The sequence below is a fragment of the Sinomonas gamaensis genome (genome assembly GCF_005876955.1).
In the GTDB taxonomy this organism is placed as follows: domain Bacteria; phylum Actinomycetota; class Actinomycetes; order Actinomycetales; family Micrococcaceae; genus Sinomonas; species Sinomonas gamaensis.
On sequence record NZ_SSCL01000001.1, the window covers coordinates 27,370 to 49,644 of the forward strand.

At 67.3% G+C, this 22,275-nt stretch carries 22 protein-coding genes, 1 other RNA gene, 2 pseudogenes and 1 riboswitch; of the genes and pseudogenes, 15 read left to right on the forward strand and 10 right to left on the reverse strand.

What is annotated here, in order from left to right; all coding sequences use genetic code 11:
- Positions 1 to 319 precede the first annotated feature (319 nt).
- Both E5679_RS00130 and E5679_RS20695 read right to left on the reverse strand, forming a co-directional pair.
- Positions 320 to 1,723, reverse strand: a complete 1,404-nt coding sequence (locus E5679_RS00130) for a recombinase family protein (protein ID WP_171042187.1) — start codon at positions 1,721 to 1,723, stop codon at positions 320 to 322.
- Positions 1,720 to 1,875 carry a hypothetical protein gene (locus tag E5679_RS20695; protein ID WP_171042188.1) on the reverse strand — a complete coding sequence of 52 codons (156 nt, stop codon included), beginning with the start codon at positions 1,873 to 1,875 and terminating at the stop codon, positions 1,720 to 1,722. Before E5679_RS20695 ends, E5679_RS00130 begins: the two co-directional genes overlap by 4 nt.
- A 53-nt stretch (positions 1,876 to 1,928) precedes the next feature.
- Here E5679_RS20695 and E5679_RS00135 point away from each other — a divergent pair.
- The 14 genes and pseudogenes from E5679_RS00135 to ssrA form a co-directional block, all read left to right on the forward strand.
- Positions 1,929 to 2,282 (forward strand): annotated as a pseudogene (locus tag E5679_RS00135) (CpaF family protein); the annotation flags it as partial.
- Complete coding sequence (locus E5679_RS00140) at positions 2,282 to 3,136, forward strand: type II secretion system F family protein (protein WP_138413086.1); 855 nt, start codon at positions 2,282 to 2,284, stop codon at positions 3,134 to 3,136. The pseudogene E5679_RS00135 and the gene E5679_RS00140, both read left to right, overlap by 1 nt.
- Before the next feature lie 422 nt (positions 3,137 to 3,558).
- Positions 3,559 to 4,068, forward strand: a complete 510-nt coding sequence (locus tag E5679_RS21500; RefSeq protein ID WP_338055874.1) for a type II secretion system F family protein — start codon at positions 3,559 to 3,561, stop codon at positions 4,066 to 4,068.
- Between the two features lie 117 nt (positions 4,069 to 4,185).
- Complete coding sequence (locus tag E5679_RS00150; RefSeq protein ID WP_338055879.1) at positions 4,186 to 4,365, forward strand: hypothetical protein; 180 nt, start codon at positions 4,186 to 4,188, stop codon at positions 4,363 to 4,365.
- Between the two features lie 73 nt (positions 4,366 to 4,438).
- Positions 4,439 to 4,768: a TadE/TadG family type IV pilus assembly protein gene (locus E5679_RS00155; protein WP_420821020.1), complete on the forward strand. Its 330-nt coding sequence runs from the start codon at positions 4,439 to 4,441 to the stop codon at positions 4,766 to 4,768.
- The gene (locus E5679_RS00160) at positions 4,752 to 5,219 is read left to right on the forward strand and encodes a hypothetical protein (protein ID WP_138413089.1); all 468 of its coding nucleotides are present in this window, start codon (positions 4,752 to 4,754) and stop codon (positions 5,217 to 5,219) included. Before E5679_RS00155 ends, E5679_RS00160 begins: the two co-directional genes overlap by 17 nt.
- A gap of 55 nt (positions 5,220 to 5,274) precedes the next feature.
- On the forward strand, positions 5,275 to 5,682 hold the full coding sequence (locus E5679_RS00165; protein ID WP_249335858.1) for a pilus assembly protein TadG-related protein: 408 nt from the start codon (positions 5,275 to 5,277) through the stop codon (positions 5,680 to 5,682).
- 24 nt (positions 5,683 to 5,706) lie between these two features.
- Complete coding sequence (gene prfB / locus E5679_RS00170) at positions 5,707 to 6,825, forward strand: peptide chain release factor 2 (protein ID WP_138413091.1); 1,119 nt, start codon at positions 5,707 to 5,709, stop codon at positions 6,823 to 6,825.
- Positions 6,826 to 6,975: 150 nt separating this feature from the next.
- Positions 6,976 to 7,752 (forward strand): cell division ATP-binding protein FtsE, encoded by a 777-nt coding sequence (ftsE, locus tag E5679_RS00175; protein WP_138413092.1) that lies wholly within the window; start codon positions 6,976 to 6,978, stop codon positions 7,750 to 7,752.
- A complete protein-coding gene (gene ftsX, locus E5679_RS00180) occupies positions 7,752 to 8,666 on the forward strand; it encodes a permease-like cell division protein FtsX (RefSeq protein WP_138413093.1) in 915 nt (304 codons plus the stop codon). The genes ftsE and ftsX overlap by 1 nt, the downstream gene beginning before the upstream one ends.
- Position 8,667: 1 nt before the next feature.
- Positions 8,668 to 10,101 (forward strand): peptidoglycan DD-metalloendopeptidase family protein, encoded by a 1,434-nt coding sequence (locus E5679_RS00185; RefSeq protein ID WP_138413094.1) that lies wholly within the window; start codon positions 8,668 to 8,670, stop codon positions 10,099 to 10,101.
- A gap of 88 nt (positions 10,102 to 10,189) precedes the next feature.
- Positions 10,190 to 10,660: an SsrA-binding protein SmpB gene (gene smpB, locus E5679_RS00190; RefSeq protein WP_138413095.1), complete on the forward strand. Its 471-nt coding sequence runs from the start codon at positions 10,190 to 10,192 to the stop codon at positions 10,658 to 10,660.
- Positions 10,661 to 10,676: 16 nt separating this feature from the next.
- A complete protein-coding gene (locus tag E5679_RS00195) occupies positions 10,677 to 11,969 on the forward strand; it encodes a glycoside hydrolase family 3 N-terminal domain-containing protein (RefSeq protein ID WP_249335859.1) in 1,293 nt (430 codons plus the stop codon).
- Between the two features lie 133 nt (positions 11,970 to 12,102).
- Positions 12,103 to 12,471: a transfer-messenger RNA gene (gene ssrA / locus E5679_RS00200) on the forward strand.
- Between the two features lie 55 nt (positions 12,472 to 12,526).
- On the opposite strand, the gene E5679_RS00205 is transcribed toward ssrA, so the two are convergent.
- On the reverse strand, positions 12,527 to 12,745 hold the full coding sequence (locus tag E5679_RS00205; protein ID WP_138413096.1) for a hypothetical protein: 219 nt from the start codon (positions 12,743 to 12,745) through the stop codon (positions 12,527 to 12,529).
- Between the two features lie 133 nt (positions 12,746 to 12,878).
- On the opposite strand from E5679_RS00205, the gene E5679_RS00210 reads away from it, so the two are divergent.
- Positions 12,879 to 14,282: an MFS transporter gene (locus E5679_RS00210; RefSeq protein WP_212746889.1), complete on the forward strand. Its 1,404-nt coding sequence runs from the start codon at positions 12,879 to 12,881 to the stop codon at positions 14,280 to 14,282.
- Positions 14,283 to 14,288: 6 nt separating this feature from the next.
- On the opposite strand, the gene E5679_RS00215 is transcribed toward E5679_RS00210, so the two are convergent.
- The 7 genes and pseudogenes from E5679_RS00215 to aroA form a co-directional block, all read right to left on the reverse strand.
- Positions 14,289 to 14,999 carry a metal-dependent transcriptional regulator gene (locus E5679_RS00215; RefSeq protein WP_138413097.1) on the reverse strand — a complete coding sequence of 237 codons (711 nt, stop codon included), beginning with the start codon at positions 14,997 to 14,999 and terminating at the stop codon, positions 14,289 to 14,291.
- Between the two features lie 15 nt (positions 15,000 to 15,014).
- Positions 15,015 to 16,325 (reverse strand): annotated as a pseudogene (locus E5679_RS00220) (Nramp family divalent metal transporter); the annotation flags it as partial.
- A 39-nt stretch (positions 16,326 to 16,364) separates the two neighbouring features.
- Positions 16,365 to 17,126 carry a class I SAM-dependent methyltransferase gene (locus E5679_RS00225; RefSeq protein ID WP_138413099.1) on the reverse strand — a complete coding sequence of 254 codons (762 nt, stop codon included), beginning with the start codon at positions 17,124 to 17,126 and terminating at the stop codon, positions 16,365 to 16,367.
- 29 nt (positions 17,127 to 17,155) lie between these two features.
- On the reverse strand, positions 17,156 to 18,520 hold the full coding sequence (locus tag E5679_RS00230; protein WP_249335860.1) for an aminotransferase class V-fold PLP-dependent enzyme: 1,365 nt from the start codon (positions 18,518 to 18,520) through the stop codon (positions 17,156 to 17,158).
- Between the two features lie 90 nt (positions 18,521 to 18,610).
- A riboswitch (SAM riboswitch) is annotated at positions 18,611 to 18,724 on the reverse strand.
- 103 nt (positions 18,725 to 18,827) lie between these two features.
- A complete protein-coding gene (gene hisN, locus E5679_RS00235; RefSeq protein ID WP_138413101.1) occupies positions 18,828 to 19,646 on the reverse strand; it encodes a histidinol-phosphatase in 819 nt (272 codons plus the stop codon).
- 46 nt (positions 19,647 to 19,692) lie between these two features.
- Positions 19,693 to 20,787, reverse strand: coding sequence for a ribosome small subunit-dependent GTPase A (gene rsgA, locus E5679_RS00240; RefSeq protein ID WP_138413102.1), 1,095 nt, complete (start codon positions 20,785 to 20,787; stop codon positions 19,693 to 19,695).
- Positions 20,788 to 20,791: 4 nt separating this feature from the next.
- Positions 20,792 to 22,150, reverse strand: coding sequence for a 3-phosphoshikimate 1-carboxyvinyltransferase (aroA, locus tag E5679_RS00245; protein ID WP_138413103.1), 1,359 nt, complete (start codon positions 22,148 to 22,150; stop codon positions 20,792 to 20,794).
- Between the last annotated feature and the right edge of the window lie 125 nt (positions 22,151 to 22,275).

Consider the following 22,275-nt stretch of genomic DNA (forward strand, 5'->3'; position numbering starts at 1 on the left):
AGCGTCATCCTGGGCCTCGTTCGGTGCTTGATCTATTTGCGCGTCCACGGGTGCCAATGCGCTTCCAGATGCTACCCACTTAACTACCCACTTTTGGGGGACCTTGGGGGACACCGTGGGTATGCTTAGCGGCATCGTCGGCCTGTTTTCGCAGGTCAGAGAGGCCTTCTGGGGTTACAAGGGATGTCACGGGCACTCGCCGCCGTAAACAGAGGGTCGCCGGTTCGAATGTGTGAGTCAATTGCAGGACCGCCCTGTGGATGAGGGCAGTGAGACTCAGTCCGATGTGCGCTCAAGATGCTCGTAGGGACCGGCTTGCTCAGTTCGGCGTCTTCCAGTCGATTCGGATCAGCTCTTTTTGGAACCGGCGCTGCATGGTTGACGGGACGGGCAGGATGGTCACGGTCATGAGCGACTGCACCACCATCTTTCGTTCGTCGACCGCCAACTTTTCCCAAGCGGCCCTGATGTCCTTCGCGCCGCTCAGCTTACCTACGATGGGACGTGTCCGGTCTGGGGCCTTGGTGAGACTCAGGGCCGCAAGCTCCTGGTCCACCTGCGCCTTTACTGTTCTGAGGTCGTCCGCGGAGATGATGTCGTCCTTATACAGTTTTCTGGCTTCCTGTAATCTCCGCTGGAGGTCGGATTCGCGCCTCGCTGCGGCTGAGGCGCCCTCGGGTCGGGGGAGGCTATCCGCGAGGGTCTCTTGGTTGTCTCGACGGGCCAAGTAGGCCAAGATGCTTTCCTGGACCAGCTTGTCGGTCGGTTCAGCGCTCCGTGCGAGGTGCGTGCCGGTCTTGCATCTGTAGATCTTCCATGATCTGCCTGGACTGGTCGCCGTGGCGGAGCGGACAGTCGACGACTGCCCTTCCGATTCGCAGACTCCGCACAAGGCGACGCCAGCAAGGAGCCATCGGCTGCGGGTGCTGTAGCTCCGGCGACGAGAGGGGTCCGTGAGCAGGAGCCATGCCTGTTTGAAGACTGCTTCTTCGACGATGGGCTGCCAGTTGCCCTCGCCGACGACTTGGCCCCTGTAGACGGAAGCTCCGTAGTTGCGTTCGCGGAGGAGGAGCTGTTTGAGGGACTGAATGCCCCATTTTCTGCCAGTGGTGGTGACGATCCCTCTTGCGTTCCAGTTTCGGCAGAGCTCACTGAGAGACAAGCCCTCCAGGACATCCTGGTAGGCGCGGACGATCAGTTCGGCCTCCTCAGGGTGTGCAGCCTGGCCGCCCTCCTGGTAGCCGAAAGGACGTGTTCCGCCTCGCCATTTGCCCTGCTCAGCAGCCTGCCGGTGGGCGCGCGCTACGCGTTCGGCTTTGTGCTCAGATTCAAAGCGCGAATAATTCCCCACCATGCGGGCCATCAGCCTTCCGGTCGGGGTACTGAGGTCGACTCGGCCTCCCGTTACCAGGTGGGTGCTCACCTCGTGCTTCTCGACGAGGTCGATGTAGGCTTCGAGCTCGATCGGGGAGCGGTGCAGGCGATCCCCGTGCCACGAGATAACGGCACAGATCACACCCGAGCTGATCTGCGCAAGCATCTCCTCGTAGGCGGGGCGACGGCGTCCCGAGTAGGCGCTTATGTCGTTGTCGGTGAACACGACCACGTGCTTGAAGCCGAGTTCCTTCGCCAGCTTCCGGCAGTCGGTTTCCTGGCGTTGGACGCCAAGGCCTTCCCCTGCCTTGTCGTCAGAGATCCGGACGTACACCGCCGCGATCTTCACGCGGCCTCCTGCTGGTCCCAGCGTCGGGCGAACAGCGAGGCGATGAGCTTTGCCTGGCCGCTCCCGATCGCGGGTGCCGAATCGGCCAGCATGCTGGCGTACTCCTCGATCTCGGTTCCGATGAGCGAGATTGTTTCGATTTCCTCTTTCACGCATACGTCTATGCAGAGGCGCAGTCGACGGCGGTGACTTGCATGGTCCATGGCTCAACTCCGGGCTCCCGGGCATGTGCACGATCCACGCGAATTCGGCGAGGGACGCCGTCACAAAGCTCTGCACGCTTCCGCTGCTCGCGGGCCAGAACATTTCCAGCGACTTCGTCGTTCCCACAGTTGCGGCCTGCATCGATCTGGTCGTTCACTGCGGTCGGGCTCGCGACGGGCGGCGCAGAGTCGAAGAGATCCTGGCACTCGGCTCGCGCGTCGAGAGCGGGGTCATCGAGTCGTCGTCCGTGTTTGCGCTCGGGGGCGGGGGTCTGGAGCTGCGGACGGTCAGCCTGCCTCGGCCGGAGAGATTCGCTATGGCTGGCGTCGACGCCGCCTTCTGGGACGCCGCCTGATGTCTGCGATCCTTGGTCTCCTGGCCGGTCTCGGACTATTCCTCATCTGGTTGGCCTTCTGGGAGAGGCAGCCGAGCCCGCCTCGGTCTCAAAGGGCAAGCAGACTTGTGGAGCTTCTGGCGAGTGCCGGGGTCGAGAGGGTCTCACCCATCAGTTTCTGGCTCTCGTCTGCTGCGCTCGGCCTAGTGGTGGCGCTCGCGTTCTTCGCAACAACGACGGCGTGGCCAGTGGCAGTGTGCTTCGGCCTGTTCGCGTCGTGGCTGCCGGTGACGCTCCTTACGTGGCAGGCGAGGAGGCGTCTGGCGCTTCACCGCGAGCTATGGCCCGACGCCGTGGACCATCTCCGGTCCGCCATCAGGGCCGGTCTTCCGTTGGCGGAGGCGCTCATCCAGCTGGGGCACAAGGGGCCAGAGCCGTTGCGGCCAGTATTCGTGGACTTTGCGGCCGACTACCGCTCTGGCGGAAACTTCGACAGCTCGCTCGACCGGCTCAAGGCACGCCTGAGCGACCCTATAGGTGATCGGATTGTCGAATCGCTGCGCCTGGCGAGGCAAGTAGGAGGGTCTGATCTTGGGCGGCTCCTCGGCACGCTGGCGGAGTTCCTGCGGGAGAGCGGTCGGACGCGAAGTGAGCTCGAGGCACGCCAATCGTGGACCATCAACGGAGCCCGTCTGGCCGTAGCCGCGCCCTGGGCAGTGCTCCTCCTGCTCACGGGCCGTCCGGAAGCCATGGCGGCCTACGCGCAACCCATCGGACTCACCGTTCTCGGAGGAGGGCTGGTGGTGTCGGTCGCGTGCTACCGGCTGATGCTCCGAGTCGGATCCCTTCCCCGGGAAGAACGGGTACTCGCGTGAGCGCGGGGACTTCCGCGGCCTTCGCCTGCGGAGCGATTCTCGGGCTGGGGCTCTGGATCATCATGGTGCGCATTCCGCCGATGCGTCTCCCCTCGTTTGCTGACAGGGTGGCTCCCCAGCTTCGCGCGGTCGATGCATCGTCTCGATTACTGCGACCCGAACGCCAAACCCTCACGCCGCTCGGGCCGCTCGAGTGGATCTTGCTTCCCTTGCTGCACGATGCGATGCGCAGGCTGCCCGGGCTCAGTCACGTGGCTTTGGCCAAGAGACTGGCCAATGCGGGTTCGCGCAAGGGCCCTCTCGAGTTTCGTTCAGAGCAGCTCATCTGGTCAGCTGTTGGATTTGCCACTGCCACGGTCGCCGGAGTGAGCCTCAGCGCCTCAGGGAGACTGAGTCCTTGGGGATCGGCGAGCCTGGTCGTCTTGTCAACGGCAGTCGTGTTCGTGGGGAGAGAGATGCTCCTCGTCGCCGCGATACGACGGCGACGGCAGCGAATTCTCGCGGAGTTCCCATCAATCGCCGACATGATGGCCCTTGCCGTGAGCGCGGGGGAATCGGCGAGCGGGTCTTTGGAACGGACGGCGAGCCTTTCCAAAGGCGCGCTGGCTGCGGAGTTTGCCCTCGTTCTGGCTGATATTCGATCGGGGGTGGCGCTCGCCAGGGCGCTCCAGCTGATGGACGAGCGCATTGGGCTTACACCGATTTCGAGGTTTGTCGACGGACTCGTCGTCGCCATCGAGCGGGGAACACCTCTGGCCGAGGTCCTGCGTGCCCAAGCCCAAGACGTGCGAGATCTCGCGAAGCGCGAGCTCATGGAGGCCGCGGGGCGCAAGGAAATCGGCATGATGGTCCCCCTTGTCTTCGGGATCCTCCCGCTCACCATCGTGTTCGCGGTGTACCCGGCCGTTGCCGCCGTCACCTTGACGTTTTGAGGTGCTTCTTGAGCCAGCCTTCGTTCTTTCAGAAACAACTCCGTATCACCAGAAACAGAAGGGAACGAACCAATGACCACGATGACGAGAATCGGCGTGTGGCTTACCGCGCGGCCCTTGTGGCCCAAAGCCTCTCGCCAAGCGTCAAGCGACAGCGTAGGGTCCGAGCGCGGTGACGTGCCCGGTTGGGTGATGATCACCTTGATGAGTGCTGTGCTGGTCATGGGGCTGCTCGCCATAGCCGCCCCTGCCCTGGAGGGCCTGTTCCAACAGGCCATGAGCAAGGTCAGCAAGTAGCTCAATGCCCGGGCTACGGCGGGGAGGACAGCGAGACTTCGGTCAGCGGGGTTCGGCCCCGGCTGAATTCGTCATGGTCGGAGGCCTGCTGACGATGCTCGTGCTTGCGATAGCCCAGCTCACGCTCGTCCTGCACGTACGGAACACGCTCATCGACGCAGCAGCCTCCGCAGCCCGCTACGGTTCGCTCGCGGACCGCACCGCCAGTGATGCTCGGGAAAGGGCTGCGCAGCTGGTGGCGACGACGGTGGGAAAGGCGTATGCGTCCGACATCGTGGTAGGGAATGCCGAACTCGAGGGCCTCCGGGTCCTTGAGGTGCGGATCAAAGCCCCCTTGCCGTTGTTGGGGCTCCTCGGGCCGGCCCGGGTGTTGGAGGTGGCAGGCCATGCTCCGCTTCACTAGAAAGCGTCTTTCTGGGAATCTCTTCCCTCGGGGCGACCCCGACGAGTCCGGGAGCGCCGTCGTCGAGTTCGTCATGCTCGGCCTGGTCCTGTTGGTCCCTGTGGTGTATTTCGTCGTGACGGTCGGCATGCTCCAAGCCGCCTCGTTCGCCGCGGTGGGGGCGGCGGATCACGCGGCGAAGGCCTTCGTCAGTTCGCCGGACCTTCAATCCGCGCAGCGGGCGGCGCAAGCGGCTGGACGGGTCGCGGCGGCCGATTTCGGGGTCCAGCCGGGCGCAGTCACGGTGTCGATCGCGTGCGATCGCTCCCATTGCCTGGAAGCAGGCACCGCTGTGACGGTGACCGTGGAGATGGAGGTGCCGTTGCCCTTGGCGCCATCGTTCGGAGCAGGAGAGCTCTCGGCGGGTCGTGCGGTTTCCAGTTCTACGCAGTTTGCAGGGAGGTTTCGATGAGCCTTGCTGGCCGAGGAGATCAGGGGATGGAAGGCGCGAGGACGGCGCGGTCCTCGTGCTCGTCCTCGGATACACGGTTCTCTGTCTCCTCATTGCCTCGGTGGTCATCGGCGTATCTGCTGTGTACATGGAGCACAAGAAACTCTTGAGTCTGGCCGACGGGGCAGCCCAAGCAGCTGCCGACGCCTTCACGCTGGGCGATGCGACTCAGGGACCTTCCCCGCCAACTGCGAGTCTGACGACCGAGAAGATCACGGCCTCGGTCCGGGCCTACCTCGATCGCGTCAATGCCGCCGGCCGCTTCGATGGCTTCACGGTTTCCGGAGAGACTGGTTCCGAGGACGGCCGGAGTGCCAGGGTGACCCTCGTGGCCGTGGCACATCCGCCCCTTGTCGGCATCGTCGTCCCTGAGGGGATCGGCATAGAGGCCACGTCCATTGCACGGGCGCGGCTCACGCGGTGACCCATGGCGTAACCTTGGATAGTTATGGCTGAGATCGATTTTCCCGCAGAAATCCGCGCCCTCCGGGCCACGCACTCGTCTATCGAGCAGGTGACCGACGTCGACGCGCTGCGCGCGGAGATCGCCGAGCTCAGTGAGGCTGCGGGCGCCCCCGACTTGTGGGACGATCCCGCCAAGGCCCAACAGGTGACGTCGCGGCTCTCGCATCGCCAGTCCGAGCTCGAGCGCGTCGAGAGGCTCGGCAGCCGCATCGACGACCTCGAAGTACTCGTCGAGCTGGCGCAGGAAGAGGGCGACGCGGATTCCCTCGGCGAGGCGGTCAAGGAGCTCGAATCAATCAGCAAGTCCCTCGAGGACCTCGAGGTCGTGACCCTGCTCAATGGCGAGTACGACGAGCGTGAGGCGGTCGTGACCATCCGCGCCGGCGCCGGCGGAGTCGACGCCGCAGACTTCGCGGAGATGCTCATGCGCATGTACCTCCGGTGGGCCGAGCGGCACGGCTACTCCACGAAGGTCATGGACACCTCGTACGCTGAAGAGGCCGGGATCAAGTCTGCAACCTTCGAAGTGAATGCACCTTTCGCGTACGGAACGCTGTCCGTGGAAGCCGGAACCCACCGTCTGGTCCGCATCAGCCCGTTCGACAATCAGGGCCGCCGCCAGACGTCGTTCGCGGCGGTCGAGGTCATCCCCGTCATCGAGCAGACCGACTCCATCGAGATCCCGGACAACGAGATCCGCATCGACGTCTTCCGTTCCTCGGGCCCGGGCGGCCAGTCGGTGAACACGACCGACTCCGCGGTCCGGATCACCCACCTTCCGACCGGCATCGTCGTCTCGATGCAGAACGAGAAGTCTCAGATCCAGAACCGCGCTGCCGCCATGCGCGTCCTCCAGTCGCGTCTCCTCCTGCTCAAGAAGGAGCAGGAGGACGCAGAGAAGAAGGCCCTCGCGGGTGACGTCAAAGCGTCGTGGGGCGATCAGATGCGCTCGTATGTCCTGAACCCTTACCAGATGGTCAAGGACCTTCGCACGGAGCACGAGGTCGGCAATCCTGCGGCGGTGCTCGACGGCGACATCGATGACTTCATCGACGCCGGGATCCGCTGGCGCGCAGGACAGCGGCAGGGCGCCGAAAGCTAGCTGTCCTGGGCAGGACGGCGACACGCCGCCAAGGGCCCCCGCGGAATCCCACATCCGTGCTTATAGTCGATCAGCCGGCGCTTTCCGTCCCCGAGCCTCGCCCGTGCGCCGGGTGGTGGATGCGCTGCGTGCCGCCGGGCCGGAAGTGCCATGATCCGCTTCGACAACGTCACGATGGTCTACGACAAGAAGGCCAGGCCCGCGCTGGACAGTGTCTCGATCGAGATTCAGCGCGGCGAATTCGCGTTCCTCGTCGGGCCCTCGGGCTCGGGTAAATCCACATTCCTGCGCCTCGTGCTGCGAGAGGATCGGGCGACCTCGGGGAGCGTCTTCGTGGCTGGCCAGAACGTCGCAAAGCTCTCGAGCTGGCGCGTGCCGAGGCTACGCCGGGGGATCGGCGTCGTCTTCCAGGACTTCCGCCTGCTCCCACAGAAGACAGTCTTCGCCAACGTCGCCTTCGCGATGCAGGTCATCGGAAAGAACCGGAGCGTCATCCGGGAGACCGTGCCGGAGGTCCTCAAGACGGTGGGTCTGGAAGGGATGGGGCACCGCATGCCTCACGAGCTCTCGGGTGGCGAGCAGCAGCGCGTGGCGATCGCCCGCGCCGTCGTGAATCGCCCAGGGATCCTGCTCGCAGACGAGCCCACGGGAAACCTCGACCCGACGACGTCGCAAGGGATCATGCAGGTTCTCGACAAGATCAACCAAAACGGAACCACGGTGGTCATGGCCACCCACGATGATGACATCGTGAACTCGATGCGCAAGCGGGTGATCGAGCTTGGCTCGGGCAAGATCGTCCGGGACGAGGCGAAGGCCCTCTACACATCGATGATGCCCGCCGTCCGTCCGTCGCACCTCGGCCAACCGGCGCCCTCGCGCGAGGCGGTTGGGTCCCCCGCAGGGGCCAGCGAGGAGGAGATCTGATGCGCGCCGCGTTCGTTCTCGGCGAGATCGCAGGCGGGCTCCGCCGCAACCTCGCGATGGTCGTTTCCGTCATTCTGGTCACCTTCGTCTCGCTGACCTTCGTCGGGGCTGCTGGCATGCTGCAGCTTCAGATCAATCAGATGAAGGGCTACTGGTACGACCGCGTCCAGGTTGCGATCTTCCTCTGCGGGCAGGGGTCGACGGCGGCAGGCTGCGCGAGCGGCCCGGTCACCCCGGACCAGCAGAAGGCGATCCAGGCCCTCCTCGATTCGCCCGCCGTGGCGCAGTACGTCAACGATTACCACTACGAGTCCCAGAACGAGGCGTATCAGCACTTCAAGGAGCAGTTCGCGAATTCGCCGATCGTGGATTCCGTGACACCCGACCAGCTTCCGGCGTCCTTCCGCATCAATCTCAAGGACCCCGAGAAGTACCAGATCATCAGTGAGACCTTCTCGTCTCGTCCCGGCGTGGAGACCGTGATCGATCAACGCCAGCTCCTCGAGCGCTTGTTCTCGGTGATGAACGGCGCATCGCTGGTGGCGATCGTGATCGCCGGCGTCATGATCGTCTGCGCGATCCTGCTGATCGGTACCACCATCAGACTCTCGGCGTTCAGCAGGCGGAGGGAGACGGGCATCATGCGGCTTGTCGGTGCATCGAAGCTGGTCATCCAGCTGCCCTTCGTTCTCGAGGGCGTGATCGCTGCTGTCATCGGAGCGGTGCTTGCCTCGGCGACTCTCTGGGCGGTCGCCAAGTTCTTCCTCGGCGACGTCTTGGCCAAGCAGTACCCGGACACGGCGTTCATCTCGCCCGCACAGGCCCTGATGCTCTCGCCCCTGCTCATCGGTCTGGGGGTCGTGCTCGCGGGCTCCGCGTCCATGTTGACTCTCCGTCGCTACCTGAAGGTCTGACATGGCTCCTCTTGAATCGGCACCCCATCGACGTCCCGCTGCGAAGCGAGCGGCGACGTTGCGCGTCCCGGCGGCGGCCGCCGTCGTCGTCCTTGCTCTCGGTGTTGCCGCCTCGGGTCCCGCACGCGCGGACGACCTCGACGACCAGAAGGCGCAACTCCAGCAGCAGGCGCAGCAAGTCCAGTCCTCGCTCGAGTTCCTGGATGGCCGCATCTCGCAGTCGGCCGCTGATCTTGCCAACTATCGCGCACAGCTTCCCGGCGCGCAGCAGGCGCTTGTCGACGCGCAGGGCCGCGTGGCGTCGGCGACCAAGGAGGTCGAGGCCCTCGCCGTCCGCGTGGATGCGGCACAGCAGAACAAGGCCAAGATCACCCAGCAGATCGCCGACGACCAAGGCAAGACCCAGGATACGAAGAAGCTCATCGGCCAGATCGCCACACAGGCCTACAAGTCCGGTGGGGTGCCGTCCAACCTCAGCCTGATCTTCGGCGACGCGGGCGGGGGCAGCCTCACGGGCAGCATCGATCTGGCCGATCAGGCGCTGCGGAGCCAGAACGCGGCGCTTGAGCGCCTGTCGCAGCAGACCGCGGCCAACGTGAACTCGGAAGCGCGGCTCGAGGCCGTCGAAGCGGAGATCCGCGACCTCAAGGCCCAGGCTGATCAGGCCTTGGCGCGCGAACAGGCCGCACGGGACGATGCGGCCGCCAAGAAGGCGACGGTAGACAAGCTCGTGGCGGACACCGACCGTCTGAACCAGGAGCTTGAGGCGCAGCGCCCGGCCATCCAGCAGCAGATCGCGAACGTGAAGGCCCAGCAGGATCAGGTTGCGGCCCAGATTGCCGACCGCGACCGACGGCTTCGCGAGGCCTGGGAAGCGGAGCAGCGCCGCCAGGCTGAGCAGCGGGCAGCGGAAGCCCGCGCGGCGGCCCTGAGGGCAGGGCAGAATCAGGCATCCGCCGACGCGGCCGCGCAGAACGTGCGCGATCAAGCCGTCCAAGTCGGATCCCCGTCGGCCTTCGGGCTGAAGTACCCGTTTGCCGGTCCTCCACCCATCACTTCCGGCTTCGGCTGGAGGGCGACGCCGCCGGGCACCATCGACTTCTACGGCACCGGCGGCTACATGCACACGGGCATCGACTTCGGAGTCGGCTGCGGTACGCCGGTGTATGCGGCGGCGGCGGGAACCGTCACGGTTGGCGGCTGGACGACGGGCGGTGGGGGCTGGACCGTGATGATCTCGCACGGGGTCATCCAGGGCAATTCCATGACCACGGTGTACTACCACAACTCCAGCGTCGCGGTGTCGCCCGGTCAGCGGGTGAGCCAGGGACAGCTCATCGCCTATTCCGGCAACACCGGCAATTCGACCGGCTGCCACGCCCACTTCGAAACTTGGCTCAACGGCTCTGCGGTGGACCCCCTCAGCGTCCTGTAGCGTCGTCTGGGGTAGAATTCTGGGGTCGTCGGAGCGATCGACGGCAGATACCCGGTGATCCAGCGAAACGAGTGAGGAGGGGACAGGCGTGCCCAAAGAGAGCGGCCGGAAGGCTGTTGCGACGAACCGCAGGGCTCGGCACGACTATCACATCCTCGACACGTGGGAGGCTGGCCTCGTCCTCATGGGAACCGAGGTGAAGTCGTTGCGCGAGGGCCATATCTCGCTCGCGGACGGCTTCTGCACGTTCTCCAACGGCGAGCTGTGGCTCGAGGCGGTCAACATCCCCGAGTACAGCCAGGGCAGCTGGACGAACCATTCCGCGCGCCGGCGTCGGAAGCTCCTGCTGCACCGCGAGGAGCTCGCGAAGATCGAGCAGAAGACGCGGGAGCAGGGCCTCACGGTCGTTCCGCTTCAGGTGTACTTCAACGAGGGGCGCGCCAAGGTGGAGATTGCCTTGGCCCGAGGCAAGCGGGAATACGACAAGCGTCAGGCTCTGCGGGAGAAGCAGGACACCCGTGAGGCCCTGAGAGCGATGCGGGCGCGCAACCGACGCTGAGCACCGGGAGGGGACCGTGGCAGCGACATCGCGAAGGGCGAAGACGGTCCTGATAGTGGGGATTGTCCTCGTCGTGGTCGGCGTGATCGCCGTCGTCGTCCCCCGGATGGTGTCGGCGCTCGCCGCGCAGGCTCGTCCGGTGACGTCGCCGTCCTCCACAGCAGCCGAAGCTCCCACGCCAACTCCCTCAGCGACTCCCAGCACGTCAGCCACCCCGACTCCATCTGCCCCGACGGCCTCGCCGCTTCCGCCGCCCCCACCGAGCCGAGCCCAGCAGGCCCTCGCGGGGCTGAGCCTCGAGCAGCGGGTGGGCCAGGTGATGATGGTCAGCTCGCCGGTCGCGGGAGCCGATCCCGCAGCGCTCGCAGACCTGCGGTCCAACCGCATCGGCAACGTCTTCCTGAAAGGAAGGACGACGGCGGGAGCGGGCGCGGTGGGCGACGTGGTCGGGGCGCTCCGCGCCGAGGCGACGCAGCCGGGGCCGACGACGGTCGCGCCCTTTGTGGCGACCGATCAGGAGGGAGGCCAGGTGCAGATCCTTCGGGGTCCCGGCTTCTCGCCCATCCCCTCCGCGCTCGCGCAGGGCGGCATGGACCCGGACGCGCTCAGGTCAGCTGCGACGGAATGGGGCCGGGAACTGGCGGCGGTAGGCGTCAACGTGAATTTCGCGCCCGTCATGGACACTGTGCCTTCCGCGGCTTTCGCGCCGCAGAACATCCCCATCGGGAAGTACGAGCGCGAGTACGGTTTCGATCCGGGGACCGTGTCCTCGCACGGCGGCGCGTTCGCGCGAGGCATGGCCCAGGCCGGCGTCGCTGCGGTTCCGAAGCACTTTCCAGGGCTGGGGCGCGTGACGGCCAACACCGACACCGCCACCAACGTCACGGACGCACAGACCTCCCGCACGGACCCATACCTCGCACCGTTTGCTGATGCCATCCGAAGCGGGGTGGGCTGGGTCATGCTCTCGAATGCCCTCTATCCGGCAATCGACGCCGAACACTACGCGGTCTTCTCGCCGGCAGTGATCGACCTCCTGCGCAAGGACCTCGGGTTCGGCGGCATCGTCGTGTCCGATGACATCTGCGATGCTGCGCAGGTCGGGGGCTTCCGCCCAGAATCGCGCGGGGTGAACTTCCTCGCTGCCGGCGGAACCATGGTCCTGTGCACCGACGAGGCCCTTGCACCTCGGCTCTGGCAGGGAATCCTGGACCAGGCTCGGTCGGACCCGGGGTTCGCGAGGGTGGTGGACTACGCGGCTCTCGCCGTCCTCGAGGCGAAGGACCGCGCTGGACTCCTCTCTCACTGAGAGCTGACCCGCAGTCCCAGAGCGGGAATACGAGGCGGGGGAGACGCGCTATACTGAATGTTCCGGTGGCCGCGAGGTACGCCGGGGTTCGAAAGGCGGCGTGGGTGGCCACGCTGGTTTGACAACCGAATAAGGGGATGATCGGTTTCGACGGTGTTGGTCGAGACAGGTGAAGCGGGCCGAGGATGCAGAGTCATCTCGTCAACGCTCTCTGCAAAACAATAAGTGCCAACTCTAAGCGCACTGACTTCGCTCTCGCTGCCTAAGTAGCGAACGAGTCCGTCAGCCCGGGAATGCTATCGTCCCGGATCCTGGCGTCGATTAGATAGCCACTGCTGGCAGTCCTCGTCATCGGGGCTGCTGGGACATTTAGATGACTGGGCCCGGGTCAGCCACTTGTATGCATGATGGCTGGGGCCGAGAAATCCCGACGCATACTGCGCCCGGAGAAGCCCTGACAAAACCGCATCGGACGCGGGTTCAATTCCCGCCATCTCCACCCAAAAAAGCACCCTCGGTCCTCGGACCGGGGGTGCTTTTTTGCTGTATCGAAGGTGTCAGGCGAGCTGTTCCCCGCTGACGTCCCTGAAGTTGAACCACCGGAACCGTGGGGCCCGACCCTCATGGTGGGCTTCGTTGTGCTCCTCGGCGCAGCGCCGGGCCTGCTCCTTGTCGCTGAACACGCGACCGTCCCGATGGACGTCGCACAGGCTCAGATACGCGCGGCCCTCCGCGTTGTACACGGGGGTCACGAAGGCCCCTCCGGACGACTTCACTGCCCGCCTCCTCGTTCGGCAAGGAATACCCTGCCCCGCTGAGGACTACCCGGGCGATGCCATCTTGAATCGTCGGCCCCAATCCGGCGCCCGCGAGGTCCCTCCCCAGGGCAGCGCCCCTTATGCTCGTCGCGTGAGTTCGGCGCGGCGAGATCCCCTTGCTGAGGGACAGCGCCGCGTCCTGTTCGTTGCAGTGTCCTCAAGCTGCCTGGCGATCATCGATTCGACGGCCGTGAGCCTTGCCCTTCCTGCCATGGCCCGTGAGCTCGGTGGAGGGCTCTCGTTCCAGCAGTGGGTCATCGACGGCTATCTGCTGACTCTCGGGTCGCTGATCCTCGCGGCGGGCAGCCTTGCCGACAGATATGGCCGGGCCCGGACGCTTGAGGCCGGGGTCCTCGCGTTCACGGCCATGTCCGTCCTGTGTGGCGCGGCGTGGTCGGGATGGGTCCTCATCGTCGCGCGCCTGCTGCAAGGGGTTGCGGCCGCCGTCGTGACGCCGAGCGCCCTCGCCCTCATCATGGAGTCGGCGTCCGGAGCCGTTCGGGCACGGATGATCGGTCAATGGACGGCGTGGACGGCCGCGGCCTCGGTTGCCGCTCCGTTCCTCGGCGGCGCCGCCGTCGACTTGGGGACTTGGCGCCTGGTCTTCCTCGTCAACCTGGTGCCTGCCGCGCTCATGTGGCGCCCGCTGGTGCGGCTTCGCCGAGCAGCCCCGCCTCCGGAAGGCCGCTCGGGCCCCCTCGACACCGCTGGTGCAGTGCTGGGGGTGGCGGGTCTGGGGGGCCTCGTCTTTGGCCTCATCGAGCAGGGGGCCAGGGGATGGGGGAGCCCTCTCGTTCTGGTGTGCCTCGTCATCGGGGTCGTGGCGACGGCGGCCTTCCTCATCCGCGAGCGGGCCATACCCCACGCCATGCTGCCGCTGACGCTCTTCCGCGAGCGAAATTTCGTGGCAGGGAACCTCGCGACGGCGTGGGCTTACGGCGGCATGGGCCTGTCCTTCTTCCTCCTGGGGCTGTACCTCCAGCAGAGGATGGGGCTCACCGCGTTCCAAGCCGGACTCGGCTTGCTGCCCGCGACCGTGTGCCTCCTCGCGCTCTCGCCGTCGGCGGCGCGGATCGGGTCGAGGATCGGTCCGCGGGTGCCCATGGCGCTCGGACCGGCAGTCGGGGCGGCAGCGTGCGCGTGGCTGGCCTCGGAGACTCCGCCCCTCCAGTACTGGCGGGACGTGTTCGCGCCGGTGGTTCTCTTCGGGCTCGGGCTCGCAGTCATGGTCGCGCCCCTTACGTCGGCCGTCTTGGGGGCGGTCCCGGTGGCTCAATCGGGAATCGGGTCGGCGGTCAACAACGCCGTGGCCAGGATCGCTTCCCTCCTGTGTGTGGCGGCTGCAGGGAGCATCATGGGCGGAGTGCTCGACGACGTCGGCTTCCACCGCGGGCTGATCGCCTCGGCAGCGCTTCTGGCAGCGAGTGCCCTCACCTCCGGCGCGGCGATCCGGAATCCAGAGCGGGAGCCCTCAGGGCTGGACCCTGAACGCTAGGAGGCGTTAGGCGCGCTCGAGCGTGCAGCCCTCGTGCGAAGAATCGCTGTGCACCCACAATGACGACGCGATCGAATCCGGCACGTCGAATTCGTGTGCGCCGTTCCCGGCCCCGATCCTCACGACAAGCGGGCCCCCGAACGGCTTCCGGCGGACGACGTGCACGGCCGTGTCGAGGACGATGCGCTCCCGGGCGAGATAGCGGAGCATCTCGGGATCGTCGTCGCTGATGCGGGTGATGCGGCCTTCGTGGCCGGGGTCGAGGTCGCCCAGCGGCAGGGCCGACGGACGCTCCACGCGACCGGTTGGACTCGGGATCGGATCACCATGGGGATCGCGGTCGGGGTGGCCGAGCTTCTCCGCGAGCCGCTCCACGAATGTGTCGGAGACGGCGTGCTCGAGCTGCTCGGCTTCGTCGTGGACCTCGTCCCAGCTGTAGCCGAGCTCTTGAACGAGGAACGTTTCGAGGAGACGGTGCCGGCGGACCATCGTGAGCGCCAGGCGTTCGCCGTCCGCCGTCAGCCGCACCGCTCCGTAGGGCCGATGGTCCACGAGACCCTGATCCTTGAGCTTGCGCACCATCTCGGAGACTGATGAGTTCGCAACGCCGAGGCGCGCGGCGAGCTGGGAGGAGGTGATGGGCTTGTCCTGCCACTCCGTGAAGGAGTAGATGACCTTCACGTAGTCCTCGATGGAGGATGACGGCTGGCTCTTCACCGTTCCAGCCTACCGTCAGGCGTTGGACACAACCGTGAGCCAGACGAGCACGAGGTTGAGGGAGATCACGAGGCCAGCACTGACCCAGGCGGCGACCGCGACGCCCCGCGAGGTCCGGAACTCGCCGGTCAGCTTCCTGTCCGAGGTCAGCCGGATGAGGGGGATGAGCGCGAAGGGGATGCCGAACGAGAGGACGACCTGGCTGATGACGAGGGACATCGTCGGGTCGAGGCCGAGCGCCAAGAGCACGATCGCCGGCACCAGGGTGATGCCGCGGCGCAGGATGAGCGGGATGCGGCGGTGCAGGAGCCCCTCCATGATCGTCGCACCGGCGTATGAGCCGACGGCGCTCGAGGCGAGGCCGCTCGCGAGCAGCCCGACGGCGAACACGGTTCCGATGAGCGGTCCCAAGGCACCTTCGATGGCGGCGTGGGCCCCCTCGATCGTGTCGGTGCCGTCCTTGCCGCCGAGCGTGGAGGCGGCAAGGAGCAGCATGCCCATGTTGACCACGCCGGCGATCCCGAGGGCGACGACGACGTCGAGTCGTGTTCCGTGCAGGAGGCGGGCGATGGCGGAGGCCGGCACCTTGGTATGGGGGTTGGAGCGATGGCGGTCCCGGGAGAGCGCGGAGTGCACGTAGATGGCGTGCGGCATCACGGTCGCACCGAGCATCGAGGCCGCGAGGAGAACTGTGTCCGGCCCCTCGAAGTGGGGGACGACCCCGGCGAGCAGGCCCGACGGCGAGGGCGGGCTCACGAAGAGCCCCGTGAGGAATCCGATGGTGATGACGGCGAGGAGGCCGATGATGGCCAGCTCGAACCGCTGCTGGGTGCGGTGGTTCTGGATGGACAGGATGGCCATGGAGACCGCGCCCACGATGAAGGCGCCGAGCGGAAGCGGGATTCGGAACAGGAGGTGGAGGGCGATCGCACCACCGACGACCTCCGCCAGATCGGTGGCAAGGGCGACCGTCTCAGCTTGGAGCCAGTAGAGCCGCCGTGCCCCCGGGCGCAGCCGCTCGCCGAGGAGCTCGGGGAGGGTGCGGCCCGTGACGATGCCGAGTTTTGCGGACTGGTACTGGACGAGCATGGCCATCGCATTGGCAAGGATGATGACCCAGACGAGGAGATAGCTGTAGCGTGCACCGGCGGTGATGTTGGCGGCAACGTTGCCCGGGTCCACATACGCGATGCAGGCGACGAAGGCGGGCCCGAGCAGCCCGAGCACGTTGCGCAGGGCTCGGCGTTGGCGCGGCACGGTGGTGGACCGGATCGTCCTGCTCATCTGCTCTCCCTCTCGCCGCTCCTCATCCTCGAGTTTCGGTACGCCTAAATCCTACGGGCGGACGAGAGAAGGGGCAAGGTGCTACGCACGCGGAACCGCCCGCCACGCCTGGGTTCGGTAGGGGAGCAGCAGGATTTCCTCCTCCGTGTGACCGAGGTGTTCGTAGAGATACCACGCGAGATTCGCCTCGACCTTCGCGCGGTGCTTCTCGGAAGCGCGCAGATAGTAGCTGCGCGACTTGGCCAGCTCGACGATGCCCTGGGGAGTGATCGGATCCTCCCAGGGGAAGGAGGCCGCCTCCCAGTCCGTCAGCTCAGGGCCCGACGGGGGATGGAAGTCGGGTTTGTGGACGTCGCCAGCGTGCATGATGCGGGTCAGCCGGTGAACCCACGGGACTGAGGTGTCCAGCTGGTTCCACACGAGAGCGACGCGGCCGCCGGGGGCGAGCAGCCGCACGGCCTCCCGCGTGGCAGCCAGCGGATCGAACCAGTGCCAGGCCTGTGCGGCCACCACGAGATCGGCCGACGCGGACGGCAGCCCGGTGGATTCGGCGGGGGCGACTACGGTAGCGATGCCCGGGTGCAGGCGTCGCAGCTCGGCAAGCATCCCTGGGCTGGGGTCGACGGCCGTCAGCGTCAGTCCACGGGCGGCGAGCAGGGCCGTGAGCTTGCCAGTTCCAGCCCCGAGGTCGACGGCGGTCCTCGCCTCATCGGGGACAAGCCAATCGACTGCATCGTCCGGATAGCCCGGCCGCACCCTCTCGTAGTGCTCGCCGCCGGCGAGAAAGGCGTCGGCGAGCTCCCGCCGTCGTCGTTCGTCGAATTTCGGTCCGCCACGTGCCATGCCTAGGAATCTATCCCCAGACAGCCGCCTTACTCGTCGACGCTGCAGGGAGCCGCCCCTGCAGTGCCCGGAGTGTTCGGCGCCCAGGCGGGGAAGGGCCGGCTGTCGTGCGACGGAACCCATCGGCCGGTGTCGACCGCGTAATCGAGGCGCAGCCCGCGCTCGACAAGCTCCCGCACGGCATGCACGAGCCGCTCGATGTCCTCGAGCCGGGAACCGAGCCCGAAGCTGGCGCGCAGGGAGCCTGACGGCAGCCCGAGTCGTCGAAGCGCCGGGTGGGCGCAGAAGCGGCCATCACGGAGGCCGATGCCGTGCTCGGCGGAAAGGTAGGCGGCGGCCAGGCCCGCGTCGTGCCCGGGGACCGAGAAGTTGACGATACCCACCGCACCTCGCGAAGCCCTGCTCGTCCCAGGGTCCGAATCCTCGAAGAGCCGGTGCACGGTGACGCCCTCGATCTCCGACAGCCCGCTCACGAGGGCGGCGCGGAGCCCCTGCTCGTGCGCGTGCCATGTGGATTCGTCGATCCCGCCGAGCACCTCTGCGGCCTTCGCAATCGTTGCCGCGCCCAGGACGTTGGGCGATCCGGCCTCGTGTCGGGCGGGTCCGTCGGCCCAGGCCACAGAATCGAGGCGTACTTCGCGTACAGCGCCTCCGCCCGCGAGGTACGGCCGGCCCTCGTCGAGCCAATCCCGCCGGCCCACCAGCACCCCAGCGCCGAACGGCGCGTAGAGCTTGTGCCCCGAGAACGCCAGATAATCGATCCCCGTGCCGGCCACGTCGATGCGCCGATGCGGCGCGAGCTGGGCGGCGTCGACCGCGATGCGGGCCCCGTGCTCATGGGCGAGGCTCGAAAGCTCGGCGAGGGGAAGGATCTCGCCGGTGATGTTCGACGCCCCCGTAACCGCCAGCAGGCTGATCTCCCCGGCCTTGAGCCACGCCCGCACGCGCTCGAGCGTTTCGGAGAGGGTCCGCGCCGCAACGACGCTGCGGTGTGGCCGCGACTGCCAGGGGAGCAGGTTGGCGTGGTGCTCGATGTCCAGATACAGCACGTCGCCGGAGGCCGGAAGGCAGCCCGCGAGGAGATTCAGCGAATCGGTGGTGTTGCGCGTGAAGATGACCTCGTCATCGGCCCGCGCCCCGACGAAATCGCGCACGATGCCCCGGGCGTTCTCGTACAGGGACGTGCTGACCTGCGAGGCGTAGCCCGCGCCGCGATGGACGCTCGCGTAATAGGGGAGGACCTCGTTGAGGTACGCAGCCACCTCGGCAAGGGCCGGCGCGGACGCCGCATAGTCGAGGTTGACGTACCGCGTTTCGCCGCCGGTGGCCAGCGGGGTGATCAGCTCCCCGCCGACGACGTCGGCGAGGGGACGGCCGAGCTCGGGCGGAGTCACGCCGAGAGCCTCGGTGGTCTGTGCAGGGGATGGGGAAACGACGACGGGTGTGCTCACAGTGCACCTCGGGGTCGGGGCCCCGCCTCGCGGGGGCCGCGCTTGCCGAATCCGCTCCGGACCGGCCTGGTCGTCACCCGGGGCACCCCGCCGCGTGAGGAGGGTTGCCGGCCAGCAAGCCGGGGCTTCGCGCTGGCACTCGTGACCTGAGGAAGAGATTAGGCGAGGGGGCCGAGACTCTCCAGCCCGACAACTCGTGTTACCGCCCATTAAGACGGCACGAGTCAATTAAGGCGGCACGAGTTCCACCTCACGAGGTGAGCAGGTCGTCGTGCTCCGGGTTGAGCCGCTTGAGGGCGTCTGAATGCAGGATGCCGTTCGTGGCGAGCGCGTTCCCGCCCCAGGGGCCGTCTGCGCCGTCGAGCGAGGTGAATCTGCCGCCCGCCTCGGTCACAATCGGCACGAGCGCCGCCATGTCGTACAGCGCGAGCTCGGGCTCCGTGGCGATGTCCACCGCTCCTTCCGCAACGAGGCAGTACGACCAGAAGTCGCCGTACGCGCGAGTCCGCCAGACGTCTTCGGTCAGGCTCAGGAAGTCGCCGAGGCTCCCGCGTTCCCGCCACCCCGAGAGGCTCGAGTAGGAGAGGGAGGCGTCTTCGATGCGCGAGACGTTCGACACCTTCAGGCGCGTCGCGGCGGCCAGCGAGCGCCCCGTGTAGGCGCCCGCACCTTTCGCCGCCCACCAGCGGCGCCCGAGGGCGGGTGCGCTCACCACCCCGACCACGATGTCGTCGCCGTCGGCCAAGGCGATGAGGGTGGCCCACACCGGCACACCGCGCACGAAGTTCTTCGTGCCGTCGATGGGATCGATGATCCACCGCCGCGATCCGTGGCCGGTGGTCCCGAACTCTTCCCCGATCACGGCATCCCGGGCGCGCGAGCGCGAGAGCTGGGCGCGGATCGCTTCCTCGGCAGCGCGGTCTGCGTCGGTCACGGGGGTGAGATCGGGCTTGGTCTCGACGCGCAGATCGAGGGCCTTGAACCGGTCCATGGTCAGAGCGTCGACGGAGTCCGCGAGGACGTGGGCCAAGCGGAGGTCGTCGGTGTAGCTCTCGGCGGCGAGGGTCATGGAGTCCACGCTATCGCTTCGCGGAAGCACGGGGCGTGAACTGGGGTCAGAGCGTGCCGAGCTCCTTGGCGTCCGCGACGTCCTCGCGCGGACTTGCCCCGAGCAGACGGCGCAGCGATGTGAGGCGCGCGGGGCCGTGCGGTCCGGCTTCTCCGTTCGCGACCCACGTGTCGAGACCGCAGTCCACCGCCACGGCGTCATGCCGGCAGCCGCGGGGGCAATCCTCGGTCCCGGGCTCGAGGTCGGGGAAGGCATGGAGGATCCGGTCGGGGTCGACGTGCGCAAGACCGAAGGAGCGGATTCCCGGGGTGTCGATGATCCAGCTGCCCGGCGGCGCGCCCTCGAGTCGCAGCGCGAGAGCCGACGACGAGGTGTGGCGTCCGCGGCCGGTGACCGCGTTGACGCCGCCGGTCGCACGGTCCGCCCCCGTGAGCGCGTTGACCATGGTCGACTTGCCGACGCCGGAGTGGCCAAGGAGCACGGTCACCTTCCCGTCGAGCTCTTCCCTCAGCTGCGCGACCGCCTCATCGTCGAGGCGAACGCTGTCACGGTCCTCGGTTGCGTCGGCCTGCACCTCGGCAGAACGGCTCACGACGACGGTGAGCGGCAGCAGCTCGTACGTCGCCAAGAGGGCGGCGGGATCGCGCAGGTCTGCCTTGGTCACCAGGAGGAGCGGCTCGATGCCCGCGTCGTATGCGGCGACGAGCGCACGGTCGATGAAGCCGGTCCGCGGCTCGGGGTTTGCTGCGGCGACGACGATCACGAGCTGGTCAGCGTTGGCGACGACGACGCGCTCCACCGGATCGTCGTCGTCCGCGCTGCGTCGCAGCACGGTGCGACGCTCGTTGATCCGGACGAGCCTGGCGAGGGTGTCCGGTCGGCCGCTCACGTCGCCCACGAGCCCTACGAAGTCACCGGGGACGACGGCGGTCCGGCGCAGCTCGCGCGCTCGGGCAGCGATCACGATCCGCTCGCGCGGGGTGTCCTCCGCGACCACCGCCGTGTACCTGCCCCGGTCGACCGTGACGATCCGTCCCTCGACGGCGTCGTCGTGCTTGGGGCGGTCCTTCGTCCGGGGACGGCTCCCCCGCTTGTTGGGCCGGATGCGGACGTCGCTTTCGTCCCATTCCCGAGGGGTCATGGAGCTACTGTGCCCCGCCCGCCGCAACCTGGGATGCACGGCGCCCGTCAGATCCCTGCGCGAGCATCCGAGCCCACATCTGGGGGAATTCGGGCATGGTCTTCGACGTCGTCCCGATGTCGTCCACCGCGACGCCTTCGACCGCGAGACCCCAGATGGCACCGGCGGTGGCCATCCGGTGGTCCGCATAGCTGCGCACCACGCCTCCATGGAGGCGGGCCGGGCGGATGATCAGGCCGTCCTCGGTCTCCTCCGCCTCTCCGCCCAGCCGGGTGATCTCCGCGACCAGGGCAGCGAGCCGGTCCGTCTCGTGGCCTCGGAGGTGGGCGATGCCCGTGAGGCGGGACGGGGAGTCGGCGAGGGCGCACAGCGCCGCGACGGTGGGGGCCAGCTCGCTCGTGTCGGCAAGGTCCGCGCCCGTGATGCGCTCGCCGCCCCGGACGGTGAGGGTGCCGCCGTCGAGCGTCACGTGCGCCCCGAGCCGCGGAAGGATCTGGCGCCAGGAGTCGCCCACCTGAGTCGTGTGCTCCGGCCAGTTCGGCACCCGCACGGTCCCGCGGGTGGCGAGTGCCGCTGCCAGGAACGGTCCGGCGTTGGAAAGATCTTGTTCGATGCGCACGTCGAAGGCGCGGATGGGACCCGGTTTGACGATCCAGTGGTTCGGCACCGAGTCGTCCACGTCGACGCCGAGGTCGCGGAGGACGGCCACAGTCATGGCGATGTGGTCCAAGCTCGGCACCGGCTTGCCGACGTGCTCGAGATGGAGGCCCTCGTCGAAGCGCGCGCCAGCCAGGAGGAGCGCCGAGACGAATTGGCTGGAGCCGCTCGCGTCAACCACGACGTGGCCGCCGCGGACCGAGCCACTCGCGTGCAGGGTGAAGGGAAGCGAGGCCGGTGTGCCGCCGTCGGGCGCGCTGAGGGCGACGCCGAGCGACTCGAGAGCGTCGATCACGGGACCCATGGGGCGCAGACGCGCGTGGGGGTCGCCGTCGAACGTGATCTCGCCCCGGCAGAGCGCAGCGAGGGTCGGGACGAAGCGCATGACCGTACCGGCGAGCCCGCAGTCGACGGTGACCGCGCCCAAATCAGGGCTGTCGATACTGGGAATCGGCGTGACGTGGAGGTCGGGGCCGAAGTCGCCGTCGCCGGGAACCTCATCGACCGAGGCGCCGAGGGAGCGCAGCGCCGCCACCATGAGCGCTGAGTCCCGCGAGTGGAGCGGCGCCCGCAGCACGCTGGGGCCCTCGGCGAGGGCAGCGAGGACGAGATAGCGATTCGTGAGCGACTTGGACCCGGGGACCGTCACCGTTGCATCGACCGGTCCCGCGGCGAAGGGTGCCGGCCACGGTTCCGAAGGCGTCACGCGAACCCGCCCGCCGAGAGCTGGTGCGTCGCGGAATGGGCTGCCTTGAGGGCCTCGGCCTTGGCGTTCCTCGCGGCCTTGACCGCGTCAACCTTCGCAGCCCTCGCCGCCTTCAGTGCGTCGGC